The 22,536-nt window shown below is 42.7% G+C and carries 22 protein-coding genes; 12 read left to right on the top strand and 10 right to left on the bottom strand.

Annotation, left to right across the window (positions count from 1 at the left end):
• The first annotated feature begins 66 nt into the window (after window positions 1-66).
• The 4 genes from serB (at window position 67) to GBI16_RS00490 (ending at window position 3,241) form a co-directional block, all read left to right on the top strand.
• Window positions 67-1,287, top strand: a complete 1,221-nt coding sequence (serB, locus tag GBI16_RS00505) for a phosphoserine phosphatase SerB (protein ID WP_086210332.1) — start codon at window positions 67-69, stop codon at window positions 1,285-1,287.
• 410 nt (window positions 1,288-1,697) lie between these two features.
• Complete coding sequence (aciT, locus tag GBI16_RS00500) at window positions 1,698-2,033, top strand: ciprofloxacin tolerance protein AciT (RefSeq protein WP_004691806.1); 336 nt, start codon at window positions 1,698-1,700, stop codon at window positions 2,031-2,033.
• A gap of 150 nt (window positions 2,034-2,183) precedes the next feature.
• Window positions 2,184-2,663, top strand: a complete 480-nt coding sequence (locus tag GBI16_RS00495; protein WP_004691804.1) for an SCP2 sterol-binding domain-containing protein — start codon at window positions 2,184-2,186, stop codon at window positions 2,661-2,663.
• 65 nt (window positions 2,664-2,728) lie between these two features.
• Window positions 2,729-3,241, top strand: a complete 513-nt coding sequence (locus GBI16_RS00490) for a hypothetical protein (protein ID WP_086210384.1) — start codon at window positions 2,729-2,731, stop codon at window positions 3,239-3,241.
• Between the two features lie 47 nt (window positions 3,242-3,288).
• Here the strand turns inward: GBI16_RS00490 and dtd are convergent, their stop codons facing one another.
• Entirely contained in the window at window positions 3,289-3,729 is a 441-nt protein-coding gene (gene dtd, locus GBI16_RS00485; RefSeq protein WP_086210331.1) for a D-aminoacyl-tRNA deacylase, read from the bottom strand.
• Window positions 3,730-3,960: 231 nt separating this feature from the next.
• Here dtd and GBI16_RS00480 point away from each other — a divergent pair, with 231 nt between their 5' ends.
• The 5 genes from GBI16_RS00480 (at window position 3,961) to asd (ending at window position 9,305) form a co-directional block, all read left to right on the top strand.
• Complete coding sequence (locus GBI16_RS00480; RefSeq protein ID WP_086210330.1) at window positions 3,961-5,481, top strand: catalase; 1,521 nt, start codon at window positions 3,961-3,963, stop codon at window positions 5,479-5,481.
• 142 nt (window positions 5,482-5,623) lie between these two features.
• The gene (locus tag GBI16_RS00475; protein ID WP_086210329.1) at window positions 5,624-6,118 is read left to right on the top strand and encodes an ankyrin repeat domain-containing protein; all 495 of its coding nucleotides are present in this window, start codon (window positions 5,624-5,626) and stop codon (window positions 6,116-6,118) included.
• Between the two features lie 116 nt (window positions 6,119-6,234).
• Window positions 6,235-7,437 carry a nicotinate phosphoribosyltransferase gene (gene pncB / locus GBI16_RS00470; RefSeq protein ID WP_086210328.1) on the top strand — a complete coding sequence of 401 codons (1,203 nt, stop codon included), beginning with the start codon at window positions 6,235-6,237 and terminating at the stop codon, window positions 7,435-7,437.
• Between the two features lie 171 nt (window positions 7,438-7,608).
• Window positions 7,609-8,457: a sulfurtransferase gene (locus GBI16_RS00465; RefSeq protein WP_086210327.1), complete on the top strand. Its 849-nt coding sequence runs from the start codon at window positions 7,609-7,611 to the stop codon at window positions 8,455-8,457.
• A complete protein-coding gene (gene asd / locus GBI16_RS00460) occupies window positions 8,454-9,305 on the top strand; it encodes an archaetidylserine decarboxylase (RefSeq protein ID WP_086210326.1) in 852 nt (283 codons plus the stop codon). The genes GBI16_RS00465 and asd overlap by 4 nt, the downstream gene beginning before the upstream one ends.
• 95 nt (window positions 9,306-9,400) lie before the next feature.
• On the opposite strand, the gene phoR is transcribed toward asd, so the two are convergent.
• The 3 genes from phoR to GBI16_RS00445 form a co-directional block, all read right to left on the bottom strand.
• Complete coding sequence (gene phoR / locus GBI16_RS00455) at window positions 9,401-10,759, bottom strand: phosphate regulon sensor histidine kinase PhoR (protein WP_086210325.1); 1,359 nt, start codon at window positions 10,757-10,759, stop codon at window positions 9,401-9,403.
• Between the two features lie 9 nt (window positions 10,760-10,768).
• Window positions 10,769-11,479: a phosphate regulon transcriptional regulator PhoB gene (gene phoB / locus GBI16_RS00450; RefSeq protein WP_086210324.1), complete on the bottom strand. Its 711-nt coding sequence runs from the start codon at window positions 11,477-11,479 to the stop codon at window positions 10,769-10,771.
• A gap of 214 nt (window positions 11,480-11,693) precedes the next feature.
• Entirely contained in the window at window positions 11,694-12,392 is a 699-nt protein-coding gene (locus tag GBI16_RS00445; protein ID WP_086210323.1) for a TetR/AcrR family transcriptional regulator, read from the bottom strand.
• A 201-nt stretch (window positions 12,393-12,593) separates the two neighbouring features.
• Here GBI16_RS00445 and GBI16_RS00440 point away from each other — a divergent pair, with 201 nt between their 5' ends.
• The gene (locus GBI16_RS00440) at window positions 12,594-13,433 is read left to right on the top strand and encodes an SDR family oxidoreductase (protein WP_086210322.1); all 840 of its coding nucleotides are present in this window, start codon (window positions 12,594-12,596) and stop codon (window positions 13,431-13,433) included.
• Window positions 13,434-13,544: 111 nt separating this feature from the next.
• On the opposite strand, the gene GBI16_RS00435 is transcribed toward GBI16_RS00440, so the two are convergent.
• From GBI16_RS00435 to GBI16_RS00415, 5 genes are all read right to left on the bottom strand, one after another.
• Window positions 13,545-14,912 (bottom strand): MATE family efflux transporter, encoded by a 1,368-nt coding sequence (locus GBI16_RS00435; RefSeq protein ID WP_119063330.1) that lies wholly within the window; start codon window positions 14,910-14,912, stop codon window positions 13,545-13,547.
• Window positions 14,913-15,036: 124 nt separating this feature from the next.
• On the bottom strand, window positions 15,037-16,194 hold the full coding sequence (locus GBI16_RS00430) for a methionine aminotransferase (protein ID WP_151706313.1): 1,158 nt from the start codon (window positions 16,192-16,194) through the stop codon (window positions 15,037-15,039).
• Window positions 16,195-16,323: 129 nt separating this feature from the next.
• Complete coding sequence (locus GBI16_RS00425; protein WP_151706312.1) at window positions 16,324-17,631, bottom strand: DUF445 domain-containing protein; 1,308 nt, start codon at window positions 17,629-17,631, stop codon at window positions 16,324-16,326.
• A gap of 16 nt (window positions 17,632-17,647) precedes the next feature.
• Window positions 17,648-18,223, bottom strand: coding sequence for a CC0125/CC1285 family lipoprotein (locus GBI16_RS00420; RefSeq protein WP_086210318.1), 576 nt, complete (start codon window positions 18,221-18,223; stop codon window positions 17,648-17,650).
• 38 nt (window positions 18,224-18,261) lie between these two features.
• Complete coding sequence (locus GBI16_RS00415; RefSeq protein ID WP_151706311.1) at window positions 18,262-18,801, bottom strand: DUF924 family protein; 540 nt, start codon at window positions 18,799-18,801, stop codon at window positions 18,262-18,264.
• Window positions 18,802-19,025: 224 nt separating this feature from the next.
• Between GBI16_RS00415 and gshA the strand changes: the two genes are divergently transcribed.
• Window positions 19,026-20,603, top strand: a complete 1,578-nt coding sequence (gene gshA, locus GBI16_RS00410; protein WP_151706310.1) for a glutamate--cysteine ligase — start codon at window positions 19,026-19,028, stop codon at window positions 20,601-20,603.
• A gap of 19 nt (window positions 20,604-20,622) precedes the next feature.
• On the top strand, window positions 20,623-21,138 hold the full coding sequence (locus GBI16_RS00405) for a disulfide bond formation protein B (RefSeq protein ID WP_086210315.1): 516 nt from the start codon (window positions 20,623-20,625) through the stop codon (window positions 21,136-21,138).
• A 54-nt stretch (window positions 21,139-21,192) separates the two neighbouring features.
• Here the strand turns inward: GBI16_RS00405 and GBI16_RS00400 are convergent, their stop codons facing one another.
• Window positions 21,193-22,524 carry a hypothetical protein gene (locus GBI16_RS00400; protein WP_086210314.1) on the bottom strand — a complete coding sequence of 444 codons (1,332 nt, stop codon included), beginning with the start codon at window positions 22,522-22,524 and terminating at the stop codon, window positions 21,193-21,195.
• Between the last annotated feature and the right edge of the window lie 12 nt (window positions 22,525-22,536).

The following is a 22,536-nucleotide window of genomic DNA, read 5'->3' as shown; positions in this document are numbered from 1 at the left end:
AAAGAAAATATATTCAATTTCGATTATGATTCTAACAATAGTCGTAGCTCAGACCCGAGTCAATTCATGCGAGAAATCATTCTTATTTCATTTTTAGGACCAGACCAGCCTAATCAGTTCACTCGATTAATGCAGGTATTGTCCACTCATTCACTACAAATTTTAGATGTTGGACAAGCAGTTATTCATAACCAATTGACCTTGGGTATAGTTGTTTCTTCAGATGACCAAACCGCAACAGCTTTGGCGATGAAAGAAATTCTAATTTTAGCACATGATATTGGTTTAACTGTACGTTTTAAACCAATCACTACAACTGAATACGACCAGTGGGTGAGCGAAGGTGGACGGACGCGCTATATAGTCACGGCTTTGGCGCCAGAGCTTGAGGCTGCACACTTACAAGCAGTTACAAATATTGTGTCCAACCAAGGTTTCAACATTGAAACTGTGACCCGTTTGTCAGGTCGTCCAGTCTTAAATGGCGAATTGGATGGGCCAAAGCGCGCTTGTGTCCAATTTGGTTTAAGCGGACAAATGCTGGATGCTGCAGCGATGCGTGCGGCTTGCTTACGCTTATCACATGAGTTGAATGTCGATGTCGCGGTTCAAGAAGACAATGCCTACCGCCGTAACCGACGTTTGGTCTGTTTTGATATGGACTCGACCTTAATCGAGCAAGAAGTGATTGATGAGTTAGCTATTGAAGCAGGTGTCGGCGCACAAGTAGCTGAAATTACAGAACGTGCCATGCAGGGTGAGTTGGACTTCCAACAAAGTTTCCGTGCACGTGTCGCACTGCTCAAAGGAATGGATGCTTCTGTTCTACCTAAGATTGCGGAACGCTTGACCGTTACAGAGGGTGCGGAACGTTTAATCTCAACTTTAAAAGCATTAGGTTACCGTACCGCGATTTTATCGGGTGGGTTCCAGTACTTTGCTGAGTATTTACAAGCGAAATTGGGCATTGATGAAGTGCATGCCAATATCCTAGATGTTGAAAATGGCGTAGTGACAGGTGAAGTGAAAGGCCACATTGTCGATGGTGCACGTAAAGCATTATTGCTACGTGAATTAGCTGAAAAGATGGGGATTTCGCTTGAACAAGCCATTGCTGTAGGCGATGGTGCAAACGATTTACCGATGCTGTCAATTGCGGGTTTAGGGGTCGCATTCCGAGCGAAACCATTGGTAAGACAAAACGCTAATCAAGCTATTTCAAGTGTTGGTTTAGATGGTGTTCTGTATTTATTGGGCGTGCATGATAAAGATTTGAATCGTGCCTAAAAGCATTTGTGAGGATAAAAAACGCAGCCCTTGAGCTGCGTTTTTTTGTTGCAAATTTAAGCAAAAAGCGATGAGTGGTCAGTGAAAAATGTTGATAAAAACAACGATCAACAGAATCGAAAAAAATATTTTTAACTGCTGAAATTAAGGGTTTTATTTTGTAATGACACGCCAAGACCGAGCATGTCTTTGTTTTGGAAAAGTTCAAATCTAAAAAAATGTAATGACAATATAATATGGCGACAAGGTATGTCGCATTCTAAAAATACAAGCCTTTTTTTCTTTTCAAAACTGCTCATAATGCATGCATAGAGTTTGAAAGCTACACAATCCATTAATTTTAAACGGTATAGGGGATGGGTTCAGCGCAGTTTATAGATCGCTTGAACTGATCTTAGACGGAGGTTTTTATGGTAACAGCGAATTTAGCTACCATCGTTGGCTTGAGTTTAGTCGCCGCTGCGTTGATTGCTGTTTTCTTTTCGCCTTATCGTCGCTGGTTGAGTTTTATGGTGGCGGGTATGGTGTTTTGGGGAATACTGGAAGTCATTCGCCTAGGTGTGCAAGCAGTCTTTGAAATGCCAATCACTTATAGCTACTTAACTGCTTTAACTTCAGCGATGCTTATTGTGACGATGTTACTTCTACGTGAAGACCGTCGTGCAGAACGTGCATTGGCGCAGCGCCGTTGTATTGAACATACACCTGTATATGAAGATGACCAACAGCAATGTTCTAGCCGCTAAGTCATAAGTACATACCGTACAAAAAGATGCCTAGGGCATCTTTTTTACGTTCTTACATGATTGTTATACAAAGCCTAGCAGTAAAAATGGCAACTTGTGGTAGGATTGGAAACAGTCAATTTATCAACAATTACAATAGGCTTACATGTCATGAAACTATCTTCAATTCCTGTGGTTAAACTTCCATTGGTTGATGTCAGCACGGATCCGCTGGATTTAATGGTTACAGGTCTGGCACTGCGTATGAAACAACTGGCACGCACTAGCCCAAAATTTATTGAATTGGTTCATGAGCGTCAGTTCCGTATTCAGATTGGTACGGATTTGGGTATGGCCCGCCAAATTATTGTCAATAATGGACAGATTGATACGGTTTCAGGTGATGCTGAAAAAGCCGATTTTATTTTACAGTTTGCGGACAGTGAGCAGGGTGTGAAAACTTTAATCAAAGGTGATCCAACCGCATTTATGACTGGCATGCAAAACGGCAGCATTAAAATGGAAGGTGATTTTGGTCTCTTGGTTTGGTTTAACCAAGTTGCAAAATTGGTTCCGCCAAAGCTACCAAAGCCTGTGAAAGCAAAAATTAAAGCCGCTCGAGCGTTTTTGAAGGAAAAAACGGGTAAGTAAGTTTTATTGAAAAATAATATATTTATCAATATGATTTCCCCCAAATTATGGGGGTAATTTTTTTCATGAAAACTTTTTTAACTGCAACATTAATGACAGCATCTTTAGCACTAACAGGTTGTGCGAGTATTATGTCTGGCTCAACGCAGACACTGACATTTAAGTCAGTTCCTGACACAGCAAATATTGTGATCACGAATAAACTGGGTGAGAAAATTCATACAGGCTCAACCCCTGCAACGGTCACTCTTAAACGTGGTAATGGGTATTTTAAACCCGCAAGTTATGACGTTACGTTTTCAAAAGAAGGCTATCAACAGAAAACCGTACATGTCACTGCAAAAATGAATGGTTGGTATATAGCTAATATCGTTTTTGGTGGATTAGTTGGCTTTTTGATTGTTGATCCTGCTACTGGTGCTATGTATAGCTTAAGCCCTAATGATGTGAATACACTTTTAGAGATTTCTAATACTGAAAGTAACAAGATGCAAAACAATCAAAATCTTACCGTTATGCTCATTGATGAAGTACCTAAGGATATGTTGGCGCGAGCACAATTCATCAAGCAAATTTAATCCTATCAAAAAGCCCTCAACTGAGGGCTTTTTGATACGTTGCTTTTTTATTCGACTTCTAAATTAAAAGTCACAGGGCCATCATTGACCAAATGTACTTTCATATCGGCGGCGAAAATACCTGTCTGTACAGTTTCAAACTGGGCCTTGGCATAGTCAACCAATTGTTCATATAAGGCTTGGGCATCATTTGGTGGCATAGCGGGTCCAAAGTCAGGACGCAAGCCCTTTTGCGTCTGCGCCATCAAGGTAAACTGAGAGACCAGTAAGATTCCACCACCTGCCTGACTCACGTTCCAACCCATTTTACCTTGTTCGTCATCGAAGAAACGATATTTTAAGATCTTATCGACCAGTTTCTTCCCTTTTTCAAAGGTATCGTCTTTTCCTATACCCAAGAAAACCAAGATACCGTGTTGAATTTCGCCAGTGGTTTCACCATTGACGACCACTTTGGCTTCGAGAACGCGTTGTAATAAGGCTCGCATGATTGATTTGATCTATCGCTTGATTATGCAAAGTGGAATTGTAGCAAACCTATATTGCCTGAGCAGATCATCAAGCATATTTTGCACATAAATGACTGAAGAATAGCGAATAAAGATCACACTATTCCATAAACCGATTAAATTTATGAAAATTATCCGTTTTAGCAATTTGTGTAATTTTTGTATCTTGGCTGACGCAGGAAAGGTAGGAATTTTAGTGAGATAGAAACGATGTTTAAGTTTTCTTTGTTAGTTGCAATGTTGGCAACTGCGACGGGTGTTACACAAGCAGCGACATTAACCAAAGATAATGGTGCACCAGTCGGAGACAATCAGAACTCAATAACTGCGGGCGAATACGGACCGACTTTACTGCAAGATGTTCAACTCGTTCAAAAACTGCAACGCTTTGGCCGAGAGCGTATTCCTGAGCGAGTCGTACATGCGCGTGGTACAGGGGCCTATGGTGAGTTTGTTGCAAGCAAAGATTTATCCGATTTAACCGTGGCTTCCATGTTTAAGGGAGGCACTAAAACCCCTGTATTTTTACGCTTTTCTACCGTCATTCATCCGAAAGGTTCACCAGAAACTTTACGTGATCCACATGGTTTTGGCTTGAAATTTTACACACAAGAGGGCAATTGGGATTTAGTGGGAAATAATCTTCCTGTGTTTTTTATTCGTGATGCCATCAAATTTCCAGACTTCATTCATGCCATGAAGCCAAGTCCTGTGTCAAATGTACAAGATGCCAATCGCGTATTCGACTTTCTACAAAGCCAACCTTGGTCAGTCAACATGTTGACCTATGTTTACTCAAATTTGGGTACACCTGTGAGCTACCGTAATCTGGATGGTTTTGGGGTACATGCCTTTAAGCTTTATAACGCTAAAGGTGAATATAAGTACGTGAAATTTAATTTCCGTACGAAGCAGGGGGTAAAAGGTATGAATCTGGAAGAAACGGCTGCAATGCAGGCGAAGGACTTCAACCATTTAACCAATGATTTGTATAACAATATCAATGCAGGTCATTTCCCGAAATGGGACTTGTATATTCAAGTGATTGATCCTAAAGACTTAAATAATTTTGATTTTAATCCATTGGATGCAACTAAAATTTGGCCAACTCATTTAGTTCCAGAATTCAAAGTTGGAACATTGACGCTGAATCGCATGCCAAAGAACTTCTTTAATGAAACGGAACAATCAGCTTTTGCACCAGGAAATTTAATCCCAGGTATCGAACCATCAGAAGACCGTTTGTTGCAAGGTCGCATTTTCTCTTATTCAGATACGCAAATGTATCGTTTGGGAGCAAACCATCAACAAATTCCTGTCAACCGTCCGCTTGTCGCTGTCCAAAATAACAATCAGGAAGGCGCGATGAATATGTCGCATCGTGATTCTGATGTGAACTATGAACCGAGTCGTGCCGAGCCTAAGTCCGCGGTATTACATGCCAAGGCTGTGAATACACCTCTGGGTGAAAAAGTGTTGCAACAGGCGATTCAAAAAGAACAGCCTTTTAAACAAGCTGGTGAGTTATACCGCTCTTATTCAACACAGGAAAAAAATGATTTGATTCGGAACCTTGCGGCCGACTTAGGTCAAGTCAAAGATCCAGAAACCAAAAATCTGATGTTGTCATATTTTTATAAAGCGGATGCAGATTATGGCAGACGTTTAACTGCGGCAACCAAAGGAAATCTTAAGCAAGTAGAAGCGAAAGCAGCATTGCTACAAGACTAATGGACACGTCTGAACAAAATTGGTGACTAGGGCGAGGACGTCACCTCCCAAAAGTCCTGTAAAACTCAGAACCTTTCCTGCAACCCTAGGGCGAGTTTTACAGGCATTGTATTTTTAACCGCTAAACAGTGGAAGATATGTCATGAAATTTCTATTTAACGGTTTAATGGTTGCAGTGCTCAGTCTAAGTACTTCGGTTGTCTATGCAGAACAAACGACTTCGACAGCATCCTTAGCGCAATCGCAACAAGCTTTAATAGATCTATTTTTTGCTGCAACTCGAACTGGCAATCAAGATGTGATGAGTGAATTTTTAAAGTATGGTTTTCCAGTCAATCAGAAAAACCACGCAGGTTTTACTGGGCTCATGATCGCCAGTTATTATGGTCATCAAGATGTCGTAACGCTGTTATTAATACATGGTGCTGACCGATGTTTACGCGATCACAAAGGCAATACGGCTCTTATGGGGGCAATATTTAAGTTGGAATGGTCGATTGCCAATCAGCTACGCCAAGTTGATTGTGATGTACAGGCCAAACAGACAGGTCAAAAAACAGTACGAGAATTTGCAAAAGTGATTGGTCAAGAACAACAGCTGGAAAAATGGATAGAAACAGAGTCTCAACAAAAGTAAAAAGCACATTTCACTTTGAACCTTGGTCGAATAGCACTAGTGAATTACTAAAACATGGCTATGCAGTTTAAAAAAATGTGCTTTAATGCAATAAGTTGCTAAAAACCGAAAATGATATGTCTGCCATCATCCAATCCTTATTAGATACTGATCTGTACAAATTTACGATGCTACAGGTGGTACTGCATAAGTTCCCTCAAGCACATAGTGTGTACCAGTTTCGTTGCCGTAATTTGGATGACACGGTTTATCCTTTGGTCGACATTCTGGATGATTTAAATCACCAATTAGATTTGCTTTGCCAACTGCGTTTTCAAGACGATGAACTGCAATATCTACGCGGTTTGCGCTTTATCAAAAGTGACTTTGTCGATTATTTAGAGTTGTTTCAACTCAAACGTCGTTTTATTGTGGCCAGTATTGATCACCAAGGTCGTTTAGATATTCGGATTGAAGGGCCGATGGTTCAAGCCATGATGTTTGAAATCTTTGTGCTTGCCATCGTCAATGAGTTGTATTTCCGTCGTATTCGGACAGATGAGGTCATGGCTGAGGGCGAACGTCGACTACAAGCTAAAGTGGCCTTATTAAAACACTATGAAACATCGCAAACCCCAAATGATCCCCCATTTTTAGTTTCTGATTTTGGTACACGTCGACGCTATAGTCTGGCGTGGCAAAAACATGTGATTGAAGTGTTTAATCAAGCTGCACCACATATTTTCCGTGGTACCAGTAACGTCTTAATTGCGAAGCAATTAGGTCTTACCCCGATTGGCACCATGGCGCATGAATTCCTACAAGCCTTCCAAGCGTTGGATGTACGTTTACGTAATTTCCAAAAATCAGCACTGGAAACGTGGGTACAAGAGTACCGCGGTGATTTAGGCATTGCTTTGACGGATGTGGTGGGGATGGATGCATTCTTACGTGATTTTGATCTGTACTTTGCCAAACTGTTCGATGGCTTGCGTCATGATAGTGGCGACCCGTATGAATGGGGCGATAAGGCCTATGCTCACTATAAAAAGCTGAAAATTGACAGTAAAACCAAAATGCTGACCTTTAGTGATGGACTGAATTTAGAGAAAGCGTGGGATTTACACAACTATTTCAAAGACCGTTTTCAAGTGAGTTTCGGGATAGGCACCAATTTGACCAATGACATGGGGCAAACGCCACTAAATATTGTGCTTAAACTAGTTGAATGTAATGGTCAGTCGGTTGCGAAAATTTCTGATAGTCCAGGTAAGACCATGACTGATAACGATACTTTTTTGGCCTATTTACGTCAAATTTTTGAGATTACTGAGGTATAAGTTTATATAACTCCAGTGTTTGTAATGCCAGAATTCATTTTGGCATTACGCTTTTTAAATGAGACAAATAGAGATATCTATAATTCTGCTAAAGGAATGCAAAAAATCAGAATAATTGTAAAAATGAGTTGTGCTAAGATCAAAGCATGACCTGAAAATATACGAAATAATATGACACATTCTGCCTTTAATTTTGGCTTACTGATAGAAGCAGAACAGTTGGTTCCGCATTTAGGCAATGAAAAACTACGCATCGTAGATTTAAGTCGCGCCTCGGTCTATGACCAGTTGCATATTCCACATGCTTTGCATTTAAAGCCAAAATTTTTAGTACGCCAAGACGAACAGGCTACGGGTTTACTACCCGATGCTGAGGGGCTACGAGAACTGATTTCTTATCTGAATATTTCACCCGAGCATCATGTGGTGGTTTACGATGATGAAGGTGGCGCATGGGCAGGGCGTTTGATTTGGAATTTACACTGCTTAGGTTTTGAAAATACTAGCCTGCTGAATGGTGGAATTCATGCATGGCTTGCAGCAGGATTGCCAACGACGTCTGAGGTGGAGCAGTTTGAATCTGTTAGTGCTTTGGTACAGGTCGATCAAGCCAAAATACAACAGTATCGAATTGAATATACTGAGTTATTAGAGAAAGTTCAAAGTAGTCAGGTCCAACTCTGGGACTGCCGAACAGAAGATGAATATACGGGTCTCCGCCTTGCAGCACGACGCGGTGGTCACATTCCAAATGCATTACATTTTGAATGGAGTACTGCACTTAACCGTGAAAATCATTTAAGATTGCACCCTTTAGAACGCACGCAGCAACGCTTAGAGCAATTGGGTTTTAACTTAAATGAACCTGTGGTGGTGTATTGTCAGTCACATCACCGTTCAGGACTGGCTTATATTTTAGGTCGTTTATTGGGTTGGAATATTCAGGCGTATGACGGTGCGTGGAGTGAATGGGGCAACCGCCTCGACAGTCCTATCATTACCGGAGAGATGCCGTCTTGAGCCTCACATCACGCTTAAAAAAACAAATTTTCATTCAGACACAACGTGTTGTACCGCAACATCAATTATCACGTGTCGTGGGTAAAGTTGCAGCCAGTGAAAACCCGATTGTGAAAAATGCAGTCATCACGGCTTTTAAAGCGCAGTACGGCATTGATATGTCGATTGCGGAGCAAAGTAATGCACTGAAGTTCAAATCTTTTAATGAGTTTTTTACCCGTGCATTAAAAGAGGGTGTGCGTGATATTGATACTGATGTGACCAGCATTGTGTCGCCTGCCGACGGGGCTATTTCGCAACTGGGTCCAATTGTAGAAGGTGATATTTTCCAAGCCAAAGGGCAGAAGTTTACCGTTGATAATTTGATTGCGGATCCGCAGTTGGCTGAACCGTTTAAAAATGGTCAGTTTGCAACAGTATATTTATCACCTAAAGATTATCATCGTGTGCATATGCCATTTGCAGGCACATTGACGGAAACGTTGTATGTACCGGGTGAATTGTTCTCGGTCAATCAAACGACTGCTGAAAATATTCCAGGCTTGTTTGCCCGCAATGAACGTATGGTCTGTTTATTTGATACAGAAATCGGTCGTATGGCCGTGGTTTTAGTCGGTGCCATGATTGTGGCGGGGATTGAAACCGTTGCAACTGGCAAGGTGAAACCTACGGGCCGTTTAGAGTTAAATCAGCATCAGCTGTTCTTGGATAAAGGTGCTGAACTGGGTCGCTTCTATTTGGGTTCAACCGCTGTGGTACTGTTTGAAAAAGACAAAATGACGTGGGATGCAGCCTTTAAAGCCAACTCGACTGTGGTGATGGGTGAAGCGATGGGACACACGCTTTAATCGTTTCAGCTCTCGGTCTCTGTCTTTGTTAAACGGAAGATGAGTGACAAAAAAGCACCGATATCGGTGCTTTTTTCATACTTTTGAAGAAAGGTTTATTCAGGATTATAGGTGCGTTCTTTGGGGAAAATCACTTTAAAAATAGAGCCTTGGTTTTCTTTAGATTCAATCTCTAAATGTGCTTGGTGCTGCATCAACACGTGTTTCACAATTGCGAGTCCTAAACCTGTGCCACCCGTTTGTCGACTACGTGCACTGTCGACCCGATAAAAACGTTCGGTTAAACGTGGTATATGTTTGGGATCAATACCGATACCTGTATCTTCCACCGTGAAATAAGCTTGTTCACCATTGTCGTGCCAGCCCATGGTCACGGTTCCACCTTTTGGTGTGTATTTGATGGCATTGGTAATCAGGTTACTAAACGCACTGGCCAACTCCATATCAGAACCGATCAAGTCGCAGTGACTGTCAATGTCAAGATTTAGCGTATGACCATAATCAATATTATAGGCATGTGCATCATCATAGAGTTGGTTCATCAAACTAGGCATATCAATGATTTGATTTTTTGCTATCTGCTTGTCGTTTTCTAAGCGTGACAATAACAGTAAATCATTCACCAAGGCATTCATACGTTTGGCTTGGGCTTGCATTTGGTCAAAAGCCCGCTTCCAACGTGGGTTGAGGTCTTCTTGGTCTGTAAAAGTTTCAATATAACCACTGAGTACTGTGAGTGGTGTGCGTAGTTCATGCGAAATGTTATCGACAAAGTCTTTACGCATTTGTTCAAGATTGTGCATGCGGGTCACGTCATAGGCGACCAGTAAGCGACTTTCACCCCCAAATCGAGTCATTTTGACCTGAACATAATGTTCATCAAAGCTGGATGACTTCATTTTTAAGCCGTCTGGTGCAGCATCAATATTATTGTAATAATCCACAAAATTCGGTTGGCGTAATAAAGTCAAAATATTGCGGCCACGATCATTTTGTTCAATGCCCAATAAACGCTCTGCGGCAGGGTTCCACCATTCAATTTGTTGCATGTCATCGACCAGTACCACTGCTTCTTGTAAAGCGACCAAGGATGACTGTGCTCGATCAATCAGTCCGACCATTTCCGCCTGTACGATTCGTTCTTGGCGCTGGGCACGGTAGACATTGAACAATAGTGCTCCCCAAATGCCCCCCAAGTTGGGTGGAACTTCATAGGGACGGTTAGAAATCCAGTCATTGACCAAATACAAAGAGCGCATTTGCAGAATAAAAAAAACGGCAAAGGCAACCGCGATACACGTCCAAAAATAACCAACGCCAAAGCCAATCAAGCTCGCAATCAGCAAGAAAAAGGCAAGCAGACGTAAGTCCTGTTTGGCAAAGCCCCATAAACTGCTGTATCGCGTTTTTTTATGTTCGCGTGCAAGTTCTGGGACTGGGTAGGGTTCATACATAAAAGAAAATTAACCTAGAGCGATATCCGCACGTGTAGAGAATCTATAACCTGTACCACGCACTGTTTGTACAAAGCGATCAGCAGCATAAGGCTCAAGCACTTTACGTAAACGACGAATATGTACGTCAATGGTACGGTCTTCAATATACACGTTTCCACCCCAAACTTGGTCAAGAAGTTGAGCACGGGTATAAGCACGCTCAGGATGGGTCATAAAGAACGCCAATAAACGGTATTCTGTTGGTCCCATATCTAGAATATGGTCACCGAAACTCACTCGTTGGCTGACAGGGTCTAAGATTAAGCCATTGGCATCAATTGATTTTTCACCACTGAGGGCATTGGCACGACGTAGAACTGCTTTAATTCGTGAAACTAATTCACGGGTCGAAAACGGTTTGGTCATGTAGTCATCTGCCCCAGCATCCAGACCTTGTACTTTATGGTCTTCTTCACCACGCGCCGTGAGCATAATCACTGGAATTTCAGAGAGATTTTCATCACGTTTCAGGCGGCGGCATAGATCTACACCGCTGACCCCGCCAGGCATCATCCAGTCGAGTAGGATCAATGCAGGACGCTGATCCACAATCATTTGGTGGGCTTGTTTTGCATCTTCTGCTTGTAAGCATTGAAAGCCTGCCATATCCAACGAGGTGTGAATCATTTCTCGAATGGGAAGTTCATCATCGACGATTAAAATGTAGTCATCTTTCACAACGCAATATCCTATTGTAGGTAACGGCAGGCCGTTTTAATTTTATGACAGGCTTATTACAAAGATTAATTATGACAGTATCATTGCAAAAAACAGACGATTGATGAAATTTGCAAAAAAATGTGACAAAAAATCGGCATATTTGATTAAAAAATTAATGGAAGTTTAATCTAAAATTTATTTAAAAGTGCAGATGGAATCCAAATTGAGCGTCTTAGATATCTAGTTTTGCACGTGTATTGGGGTCTGAAAAGGTTTCTAAGAGTGAAATAAAAACAATACGGCTTGAAGATAGAACCTCTTCAAAGGATTGTTTAAAGCCACTGACCACCCAGCGGATTGCAATTTGAGTCACATAACCATTCAAGCCTGTCGCAACCAGTGAAATTTCACGTTCAGAACGGTTAATTTGCGGCATCATCAGCATTACAAAGGCTTGAATCATTCGGTCAAAACGGGTCATGGTTTCATGAATGGTGGCTTGATTATGTAATTCTTGGACCAACATCGCGTCAATATAAATAATCCGTGCCATGCGGGGATTGTCTTTTAGTGTAGTGAGCAAAGCACGTAGTCCAGCATCAATCATTTTATGTGGATCAGATGAGGCTTGCATGATGGCTTGCATGACGTTGTGCTGTAACTCATCAATTAGTTTTAGAAAAATGGTTTGAAACAGTTGCTCACTTTTTTTAAACGATTCATAAAAATAACGTTCGGTGAGTTTGGCTTCATTACAAATATCTTTCACTGTTACAGCAAAAAAACCGTGCGTACCATAGGCTTCGATCCCTGCTTCAATCAGTTTTTCACGACGTAGCTGTTTACGCTCAGAAAGTGATAAGCCTTTGAATTGGCGTTCTTTGGTTTTATTGTGATCGCTGTTTTGTTGTATTTGTTCAGATGCAGTCATCAGGTTTCATCGCCCTATTAAAGCCAAGATTTGCTGTAGTTTAACAATAAACAAGGTCTGTACCTATGCGTAAGCAAAGATCTTTATTGGGTTTTCATGGACTTGACACTTTTAGCTATCAAATTTATGACAATTGATATTGTCAATTATAAAAAAAGCATCTACAGTCGATGTACAAAGATAAAGGATAAGCAAAATCTCATGAAGAATTTTAAGAATAAAGTCGCAGCCATTACAGGCGCTGGGTCGGGTATTGGACAACAATTGGCACTTTTATTGGCCAAGGCGGGCTGTCATGTGTCGTTGAGTGATGTCAATGAACAAGGGTTGGCGAAAACAGTTGAATTACTGCAAGGTAGCAATGTACGGGTTACCACGAAAAAATTAGATGTCTCTGACCGTTTGGCGATGAAAGCATGGGCTGAAGAAACGGTACAGAATCATGGTTCAGTGAATATGATTTTTAATAATGCAGGGGTGGCTCTGGGTTCAACGGTAGAAGGGGCATCCTATGAAGAGCTAGAATGGATTGTAGGGATCAACTTCTGGGGGGTGGTCTACGGTACCAAAGAATTTCTGCCGTTTATTAAGAAAACAGGCGATGGGCATATCATCAATATTTCAAGCTTGTTTGGTTTGACTGCTCAACCGACCCAGTCTGCCTACAATGCAACTAAATTTGCAGTACGTGGTTTTACCGAGTCGCTACGCCAAGAGCTGGACATGGAAAACTCTGGTGTGAGTGCTTTGTGTGTGCATCCGGGCGGGATTCGAACCAATATTGCCAATGCTGCCAAAGTGAATGACAGCTTGCGTAGTATCGGGATGAATCCAGACAAGTCTGCACAGACTTTCAATAAACTACTACGCTGCCCACCAGAAGAAGCGGCACGCCAGATTTTAGAGGCGGTGCAAAAAGATAAACGCCGATTATTGATTGGCAATGATGCGAAAACGCTAGATTTGATCCAGCGTATTTTACCGACGGGCTACCAAAAAGTGACCGCTTTTGCGACCAAATTAAGCCAAAGAAAGTCTTAATATCGTGATAAAAAAACCCGCCTTGGCGGGTTTTTTTATGCTTCATTTTTGATGGATATCTGAAAGAATGATGCGTGGCGTGCGTGTAAGCAAGGCAGCAGAAATCCTATTTTAGATGAGCGTTTCAATAGTCTTTTTCTTCCAGACCAATTGATAGTACAGTCCTTGCATAATGCATAAGCTGACAAAGGCCAGTGCATAAGCATACCAAATACCTTGTAGTCCCCACCATTCACTAAACATATAAGCACAGGGCACTTCGATCGCAATAATCGCCACGATATTGATGACCATCGGCATGGTGACTGTACCGCTAGCTCGCATGATGGAGGCAAAAATGGCGCTGGCACCAAAGAATAAAATCGACCACAGTACAATAAACAACAACTGTTGCCCCAACTCAACTACCGCATGGTCAGTGATAAAGAGTGCCATGAGATATTTGGAAAAGAGGTAGGCCAATACCACCAAGGAGCCTGTAATGATGATGTTCATGCTGAGCGCTGTACGCGTGACTTTGGCCAATAACTCGGACTTGCCCGCACCAATGGCTTGAGCACCAAAAATGGATGCGGCAATCGCAATTGAAAGTGCAGGAAATTGAATATAGTTTAGGACTTGGTTGACTGCGCCATAAGCAGCTGTTGCATCTGCGCCGTGACGGTTAACCAGACCAACAATTACAAGGCCTGCCACGGAAGTGGTGATCATTTGAATGCCAGTTGGAATCCCCAAACGCAGAATAATTTTACTCAGTTGACGGTCAAAGCGAATATGGCTGAGCATTTGTGCATCAAGTCTTAGAGGGTGCTGCTTATAGCCCAAATAGAAATATAAAAACACCAAAACAGAAACGAAACCTAAGGTTGTTGCAATGGCAGGTGCAACAATCCCGAGTTTGGGAAAACCAAAATAGCCAGCGATGAGGATCGGTGTGACACAAAGCCCAATCAAAATGGTCATGCCAGAGGCGATGAGTGGCGTGGTGCTGTCACCGACACCGCGTAAAATTGAGGTATAAATAATATAAATAAATAATAGTGGGCTTCCAGCCAACATCCATCGTACATAAGGCAAGGATAGGTGCATGACATTTTCATCTATGCCCAAAGCCGATAAAATTGGACGTGCGAAAACTACCCCTAAAAAGGCAATAAAACTGCCTCCAATCAAGGTCATGAATAGCGTAGATCCAACCACTGCACGAACTTTCTCAATATTTTGTGCGCCCCACGCTTGGCCGATGAGGACTGTAGAACCCGCAGAAAGACCAATCACGAATGCCATTAAGCAAAACAGAATGGGGAAGAAAACAGCAACTGCAGCAATCGCCTGTACCCCCATCATCTGTCCGACGAAAACAGTGTTGATGGTTCCAGACAGATTTTGCAGAATATTGGTCGCAATTAAAGGCATCAAGAAAATGAAAAAGGCTTTCCATAGCTTTTGTTGTTGCACCAATGGGTTGTGTGCTGACATAAGTCATCCTGAAGGTCATTTTTATTACATTTTTCAGTCTTACCCTAGCATAGTTCTGTGCTGAAAAACCGATGTATTTCAGTAAGCAAAGGCGAGTTTCGAATAGAGTGTGGCGGTCAAAAAATTAGACTTTCTGCAAAATTTCGGTCGCTTGTGCCAGCGTTTGGTCAGTCTTAGCAAAGCAAAAGCGAATCAGGCGTAGTGCTTCGGGTGCCTGCTGATAAAACACCGAAACAGGGATGCCAACAATGCCATGCTGCTCTGCCAGAAAGTGGCAAAATTCAACATCGCTTAAATCGGGCCGAATGTGGCTGTAGTCCACATTTTGAAAGTAAGTGCCTTGAGAAGGTAGCCATTGAAAGCGTGAGCCAGTTAAACCCTCAATAAAACGATCGCGTTTTGCTTGATAGAATCCCGCTAAGTTTTGAATATGTTCAGGATGTTGTTGCATATAATTGGCCAAAGCCAGTTGTACAGGGGTGACTCCGCAAAAGTTGGCAAACTGATAGACCTGTCGGAATAATTGCATCAGTGCTGGTGCGGCAACGCAGTAGCCAGTTTTCCAACCCGTTACATGAAAGGTTTTGCCAAAGGAACCCACCACCACACTGCGTTCACGCAGTTCAGGAAAAGACAGCGCTGAATAGTGACATTGACCATCAAATACTAGATGCTCATAAACTTCATCGGACAGCACTAAAATATTGGTGTCGCGAATCAGTTCAATCAGCGTCAACCAATCTTGCTGGCTCCAAATGGCGCCACTTGGATTATGTGGCGTGTTGATAATGATCAGTTTGGTTTTGGCTGTAATCGCGGATTTGACCTGCTCCCAATCCACCGAAAAATGTGGTGCATGCAGAGGGAGGTGAACGGCCTTACCCCCAACCAAAGCGACACTGGGTGCATAGCTGTCATAACTGGGGTCAAAAATGATGACTTCATCGCCCGCATGAACCACGGCTTGAATGGTGGCAAAAAGGCCAATGGTTGCACCTGGGGTGATGGTAATTTCAGTCATCGGGTCCAGCTGAATCTGATCGCGCTGTGCAAACTGCTGTGCCAGTTGTTCGCGTAATAACCAGACCCCATCGCCCGGAGCATATTGATTGAACCCACTTTGTGTGGCCTGTGCTAAAGCATCCAGCAGTTCAGAGGGGGCTTCGAAGTCTGGAAAACCTTGGGATAGATTTAGGGCATTTAAGCGCTGTGCCATGGCAGTCATGGTGCTGAAAATAGTGATGCCCTGTGCGGGTAGTTTGGATGTAGGTAATTGAAGCATAAATCTTTATAAGTATTTAAATATTCATCCAAAATAGCACAGTAGGCCACTTTTTCTTATGCAAATTTTGCATGTAGCTGCGGCTAAAAACCGACATTTGGGTGAATGGTTTTTACTAAAGTGTGCTTTTTACAAGAGTACTTCGACCACCGCACGAATAATTCCCAGTGCTAAACCAATAAATGCGCCCACCACCACGCCATTGACTCGAATCATGTGTAAGTCACCACCAACTTCATTTTCGATTTTGTCGATCATGACACTGGAGTCCCATTCGTGGATGCGTTCACTGATAAAACGAATCACTTTTTCACTGTATTGATCGCTTAGATTGACTGCAATGCCGCTTAAACGCTGATTGAGTAGATCTCGTACAGCTTGATTGGAGATGATATTTTCACCAATCTGTTGAATGGATACACGGATGTTGTGGGCAATGCCTGAGTCGGTTTTTTGTAGATCTTGTTTTATGGCATCACATAAAATGGCGACGGCACCACTAATAAAATTCAGTACTTGTGGACTATCCAATAGAGCATCTTTGATTTGGTTCAAGCGTTGGCTGGCTGTACTGTTGGCATCTGCCAGTTCGAGCATGAGTTCATGTCCCATCGCTTCAATTTTTTGACGCCATGGATGTTCTGGATCTGCCAGCATTGACTCTACTCGTTGAATGAGTGAGTCAATGGTTCTTTGCTGAACATCTATCCCAATCCAACTGGCTCCTTTGGCCAACTTCCAGACCCCGAGTTCTTTGAACAAGGTTTGAGTCAGCTCGCGACTTTGTTCAGGGTGTTGGGTCATCCAGTCATGTGCTAAATCGAGGCCGCGTTGTAATACATCCTGATGGAAATCATTTTCCAGTACGGCGCGTAGCATTTCACTGGCCAAATGATTAACTTGGGTATTACGCACCCATTGCACGCTATTACTTTGAATAAAACGGCCGATTTGTTCTTGCCCCACAAACTCAAATACTTTAGGCACGGTTTGTTGAATCACTTGGGTGATTTGTAAATTGTTTTGCGGGTTGGCGAGCCATTGACCCACTGCCAAAGACAGGTCGGTACTTTGTAAGCTTTTTTCCACCACTTGGGGTGAAAGAAAATTCTCTTGTACAAAACGCCCCATGGATTCAGCAATCCGTGCTTTGTTACGAGGGATGATTTCGGTGTGGTCGCGCAAAAACTTTGGAATGGGCATTTTCCCAAAAGGATTACGAAACAGCACAGTAATCGCATACCAATCTGCTAAACCACCGACCACACCTGCTTCAGCAGATAACATCAAAATATGAATGATCCACACTTTATCTGTCGGGACAAACTTAGCAACCACCATCAGCAAAAGCCATGTCACGACTGCAGTGATGAGAGCAATAGTGGCAAAGCGTTTACTGCGTTGTAGGTTAGAAGACGTCGTTTGTGTTTCATTCATAGGCGAACTCTATGTCTTACTTTGTTTTGGTTGTGGGCGCTGGCGTTGTGGGTTCAGGTGGTGGCAAAACCTCACCTGTTGGGCTTAGGCCATACTTTCCACCCAATGACTGTAAAATCAGCGTGGCGTCAAAGGCATCACTTGGTGCCGATTTTTGGTCTTTAAAGCATTGAATGCTGTATGACACTTGTACAGGATCAATGTTTACAAGACGTGGTGTGTCATAGAATGGGTCGGGCCAGAAACCTGGGTGGCGTGAGTAATAGCCGTAGGGATAATAAGGCATTGGGTTAGAGTAAACCACGGCCTGCCTTGGTGCTTGATTCTGATTGCTTGGGTCATTCAACACTTTAAAGAAGCGATAACCATTTTGTACGGTGGTTTGTGCGGCTTTAACCAACGTGATTTCTTCAGCTGTACCATGGCTCATATTGGGACGTGCTTGAAAGCTGATTCGGTAGGTTGAGCTATTTAAAGGTGTGTTACTAAAGCGCCCCAATTGGTCGAAGGTTAAGGGTTTTGAGGGGGTAGAGGCACAACCCACTAAACTCAGACTAGTGGCCAATGCGCAGGCAATTAAAATTTTTGTCATGAGGTAGACTCCTTAGCACAGAGGGAGAAACCGAACAGTTAAAAATGGCTGTTGGGTTGCGTCAAAAATTCCAGTTCTTCTTGGCTTGAGTTACGTCCAAGGATTTGATTACGATGAGGATAACGTCCAAAACGGTCAATAATGACTTTGTGACGTTGTTCAAAGTCGAGATTGATCGGATTACCCAAGTCTTGGAACAATTTTAAAGCATATTGATGAATAAGTTTTGATTCACTATGCATAAAAGGCATATATAAGAAACTGCGTTGCGTCGCTGATAATTCGATATCTAATTTAAGTGAAATCGCTTCTTGTGCCAAAGTCAAAGCCAGTGCATCTTGAGCAAAGGCCAAAGGGCTGTTGCGATACATATTTCTCGACAGTTGATCGAGTACAATAATTTCAGCCAAACGTCCTTCAGCGCTACTGCGCCAAGACCAGAGCTCAGCATGTATGGCTTGCTCATGAATGCTCTTAAATTTTTCTTCGATCAGGGCATCAAAGGCATCATTTTGGCTAAACCACCAAGTTTGGTGTTGAGGATCAAACCAAAAGTCTAAAATTTCTTGATAATTCATAAAGTTTACAATTCTTTAGCATTTATTCTTCAATAGAATCACACTTTTGACATGTCTAATAGCGTAACTTTGTGATAAATATTTTCCGAAAAATAGAACAGATGGTTTACTTGAAAATAGGACTGGGTGTAATGTGCCGAGTTAAAATCACGTTATACTGATTTAAACTGATGATTTTATTTTATTCGTCGTGGTCGTTGTTTCTTCCAAAAAGTGAGATTGTAATGGGTCAACCCGCATCTAAATCTACAGCTGTGTTACCGACTTGGTTCAATTCATCACTTTTGCAAGGGATGTTACGCGGAATTGAGCGTGAAAGTTTGCGTATGCAAAGTAATGGCTTTTTATCTCAAGCTGATCATCCCCAAGCTTTAGGTTCTGCACTGACTCACCCACACATCACGACAGATTATTCAGAAGCGTTATTAGAATTTATTACCCCACCACAGCCGACTATTACTGAGGCCTTGGATTATCTAAAAGATATCCATACGGTGGCACATCGACACTTGGAAAGCGGTGAAAAATTGTGGCCCTTGTCAATGCCTTGTATGTTGGATGACGATGACGAAAAAATCCGTCTCGCTCAATATGGCACATCTAATATTGGAAAGTTTAAAACCCTATACCGTCATGGTTTAGGAGTACGTTATGGTCGCCGTATGCAAACCATTTCAGGACTGCACTATAATTTGTCCTTTCCCGATCAGCTGTTTGAACAATTACAACAACATGAGACAGATGAAGCGCTGAAAGCCTTGTCTGCACAGGATTATCGCAGTCATCGTTATTTTGGTTTGATCCGCAACTTTATTCGTCTCACGCCATTGGTGATGTTCTTGGTCGGGGCAAGTCCATCGGTCTGCCAGTGCTTTATGACAGGGCGTGAACATCATTTGTTGCCATTGCTGCGCGGGACGTTATATTTACCCTATGCGACTGCTTTACGGATGGGGCGTTTTGGTTATCAAAACTCAGCACAAAAGCAGCTCGGGATTCATTACAACAATCTCGACGGTTATCTCGAAGGTCTACAAAAAGCAGTCAAAACGGCTTATGCGCCGTTTAGTCGCTTAGGCCTCAATGATGCGCAGGGCGAACCGATTCAAATTAATGATCATGTCCTGCAAATTGAAAATGAGTACTACAGTTTGGTGCGTCCAAAGCAAGTACCACAAGCAGGGGAAACACCGTCCCAAGCGCTAAGTAATCGAGGCGTTGGTTATGTCGAGCTTCGCGCGGTAGATATCAATCCGTATAGCCCGATTGGAATCAATGAAGATACCGCTGGTTTCTTAGAAGTGCTGGCACTGTATTGCTTACTGTTAGATAGCCCAGAACTTTTGTCCGCAGAGCAAGATCAAATCGAGAAAAACCAAGCGGAAGTGGTCAATCGTGGGCGCGCACCGAATGCCACAATTGCCGTGGGTGAGCAATCGTTCCCGATTGAAGCATGGAGTCAGTCTCATTTAGAGGCTATGCAAGAACTGGTTGTGTTGTTAGATCAGTGCTATGACACCACACTCTACAGTAAAGCAATGACAGTCATGCAACAGAGAGTGGCCGAAGTTGATGATACTTTGTCGGCGCAGATGATCGAAGATACTTTGGAAGCGGGTGGGACATGGGGCTTTGGTAGCCAAATGGCCGCACAACATGCATCAAGTTATGAGCGTCATCAGCTGAGTGCAGAGACATGGGCTTATTTTGATGATTTGGCTACGGTATCTTTACAACAGCAAGCACAATTAGAGCAAGACAGCCAACTGAGTTTTGAGAAGTATCTTGCACAATTTAGATAAAAAATTAAGAGGATTAACCATGCAATGGAGTTATCGCTTCGTGAGTGGTGTGTTGGTTTTAGCCAGTATTATTGGTATGGCGTTTGCCTTGTATTTAGAGCATGGCCCTGCACAGTTGAACCCTTGCCCACTCTGTGTGTTCCAGCGTGTGGGACTGATTGGACTTGGGTTAATTTCACTGATTGCCTTTTTACATAACCCGGCATCAAATGGTTTTAAACGTTTTTATACGTTTCTTGGTAGTGTATCGGTCTTATGGTCTGCAGGTGTGGCAGCACGTCATGTTTGGCTACAAAACTTACCACCTGATCAAGTACCGAGTTGTGGGCCAGGTCTGGATTATTGGTTAGACACCTTGCCTTTGCGTTCAGTGTTTGAACAGGTACTGACAGGTTCTGGTGAATGTGCACTTGTAGATTGGACGTTCTTGGGTCAGTCCTTACCTGTATGGTCTTTGGTGTTTTTTGTGGCACTGGCGTTGATTAGCTTGTGGCAGCTGTTCCGTAAATATCCGAACCACGCAAAGAAAAAATAATAAAGATAAAAAAGCCAACGTCATGTTGGCTTTTTTATGAGCTGTATGAGGGGCTTAGGTCAGCGCAATACCCTCAAAATCATCCAGCCCAACCATGTATTCATGCACCTGACCATATTCCGTTTCAGTTGGATTTGGATAGAACCAATGTACGATTTGCTCTGCCACACTGGCATGGGTATGCAGTTCAAAATGGTTTAAGCCATAGAAAATCGCTTTATGCGAATCAGGCACTTTCAATTGAAAGCGTGGATTCATGTGTTCGCCTAAAGCACTTTTTACACTAACTAGATAATCGCCAATCACATTCAGCGCGCGATATTTGCGCTTTTCAAATTCAATCGTACCTGCGATCAAGAATGTATTGATATGTGAGGGCAATGGAGCAGGTTTACGGTTGTCATCAACTTGACCAATACGTGCCTCATTGTGCTCCCAGTCGTCATCACGCACGCTGCCATGACGCAAGTCTAGAATGCCATTACTGCGAATATTGACGACATGCCCGATAATTTTGACAAATGGGAAACGCCCGAGTTTGTCTTGTAAATGAAAGCCAAAGCGTTCTAAAACTGCGCCATGGTGTGGAGAACCGATACAGACCATGTTTTCCACTACATGAATCCAGCTTTGCATGTTCTGTTTGCCATAGAACAGTGCGCTGCGTGAAACCAGTCCACCCATGCTGTGTCCAATCAGATCAATTGAGCTGATACGGGGGTTACGGTTGAGCAAGTCTTGTAAAGTATTAGAAAAGCTACGTCCATTGGCTGAAATACGACGCCCTGTGTTGTAGTTCAAATACAACATCGTGTTTTGGGCACGTTGTGCCAACAGCTTTTCCCCAATACCGCCATAACGCGCTGTACTCCAGTACAAATGATTCATGCATAGACCATGAACCATAATTACCACACGGCCAGATAACTCACCTTGTTGGACAGCGCCATAATGATCATACAGCACCATCGGTAGTGCCACAGGGTTATGGTATTTGAGTAAATAGTCACCCAAAACACCATTCAGCGCCCCAACTAAATAATGCAAGGTTGGGGTTAAGGGTTTATGGTGTAAATTGGGAAATTTTTCAATAATATGGCGTAAACTCGGTGCCAATAAATAACTACCGTAGTTTTGTAGGGTATTGAAAGAAAATTGGTAAAGCTTCTCAATGTAGCGGGTAGATAGAAACTTTTTTGAGCTGGCCTCGTTCATCCCGAACAAACTGATTAAAATTTCACGCTGAATGGCCTGAATTAAATCATGGACAACGTCGCCTAGGCGCGTGGTAAGCAGCTGAGCAACCCCTTCAAGCACATCGGCTTGGCTGGGAGGAGTACGATCCCATTTACAATAGGTCTCGTGCAGAGGCGTTAAACTTGGCATTTTTTCTACCCT

Origin of the sequence: Acinetobacter sp. TUM15064 (assembly GCF_008980265.1) — a bacterium.
Lineage (GTDB): Bacteria > Pseudomonadota > Gammaproteobacteria > Pseudomonadales > Moraxellaceae > Acinetobacter.
Note: the sequence above shows the minus strand (reverse complement) of the source record. Positions and strands in the feature narration are given on the sequence as shown.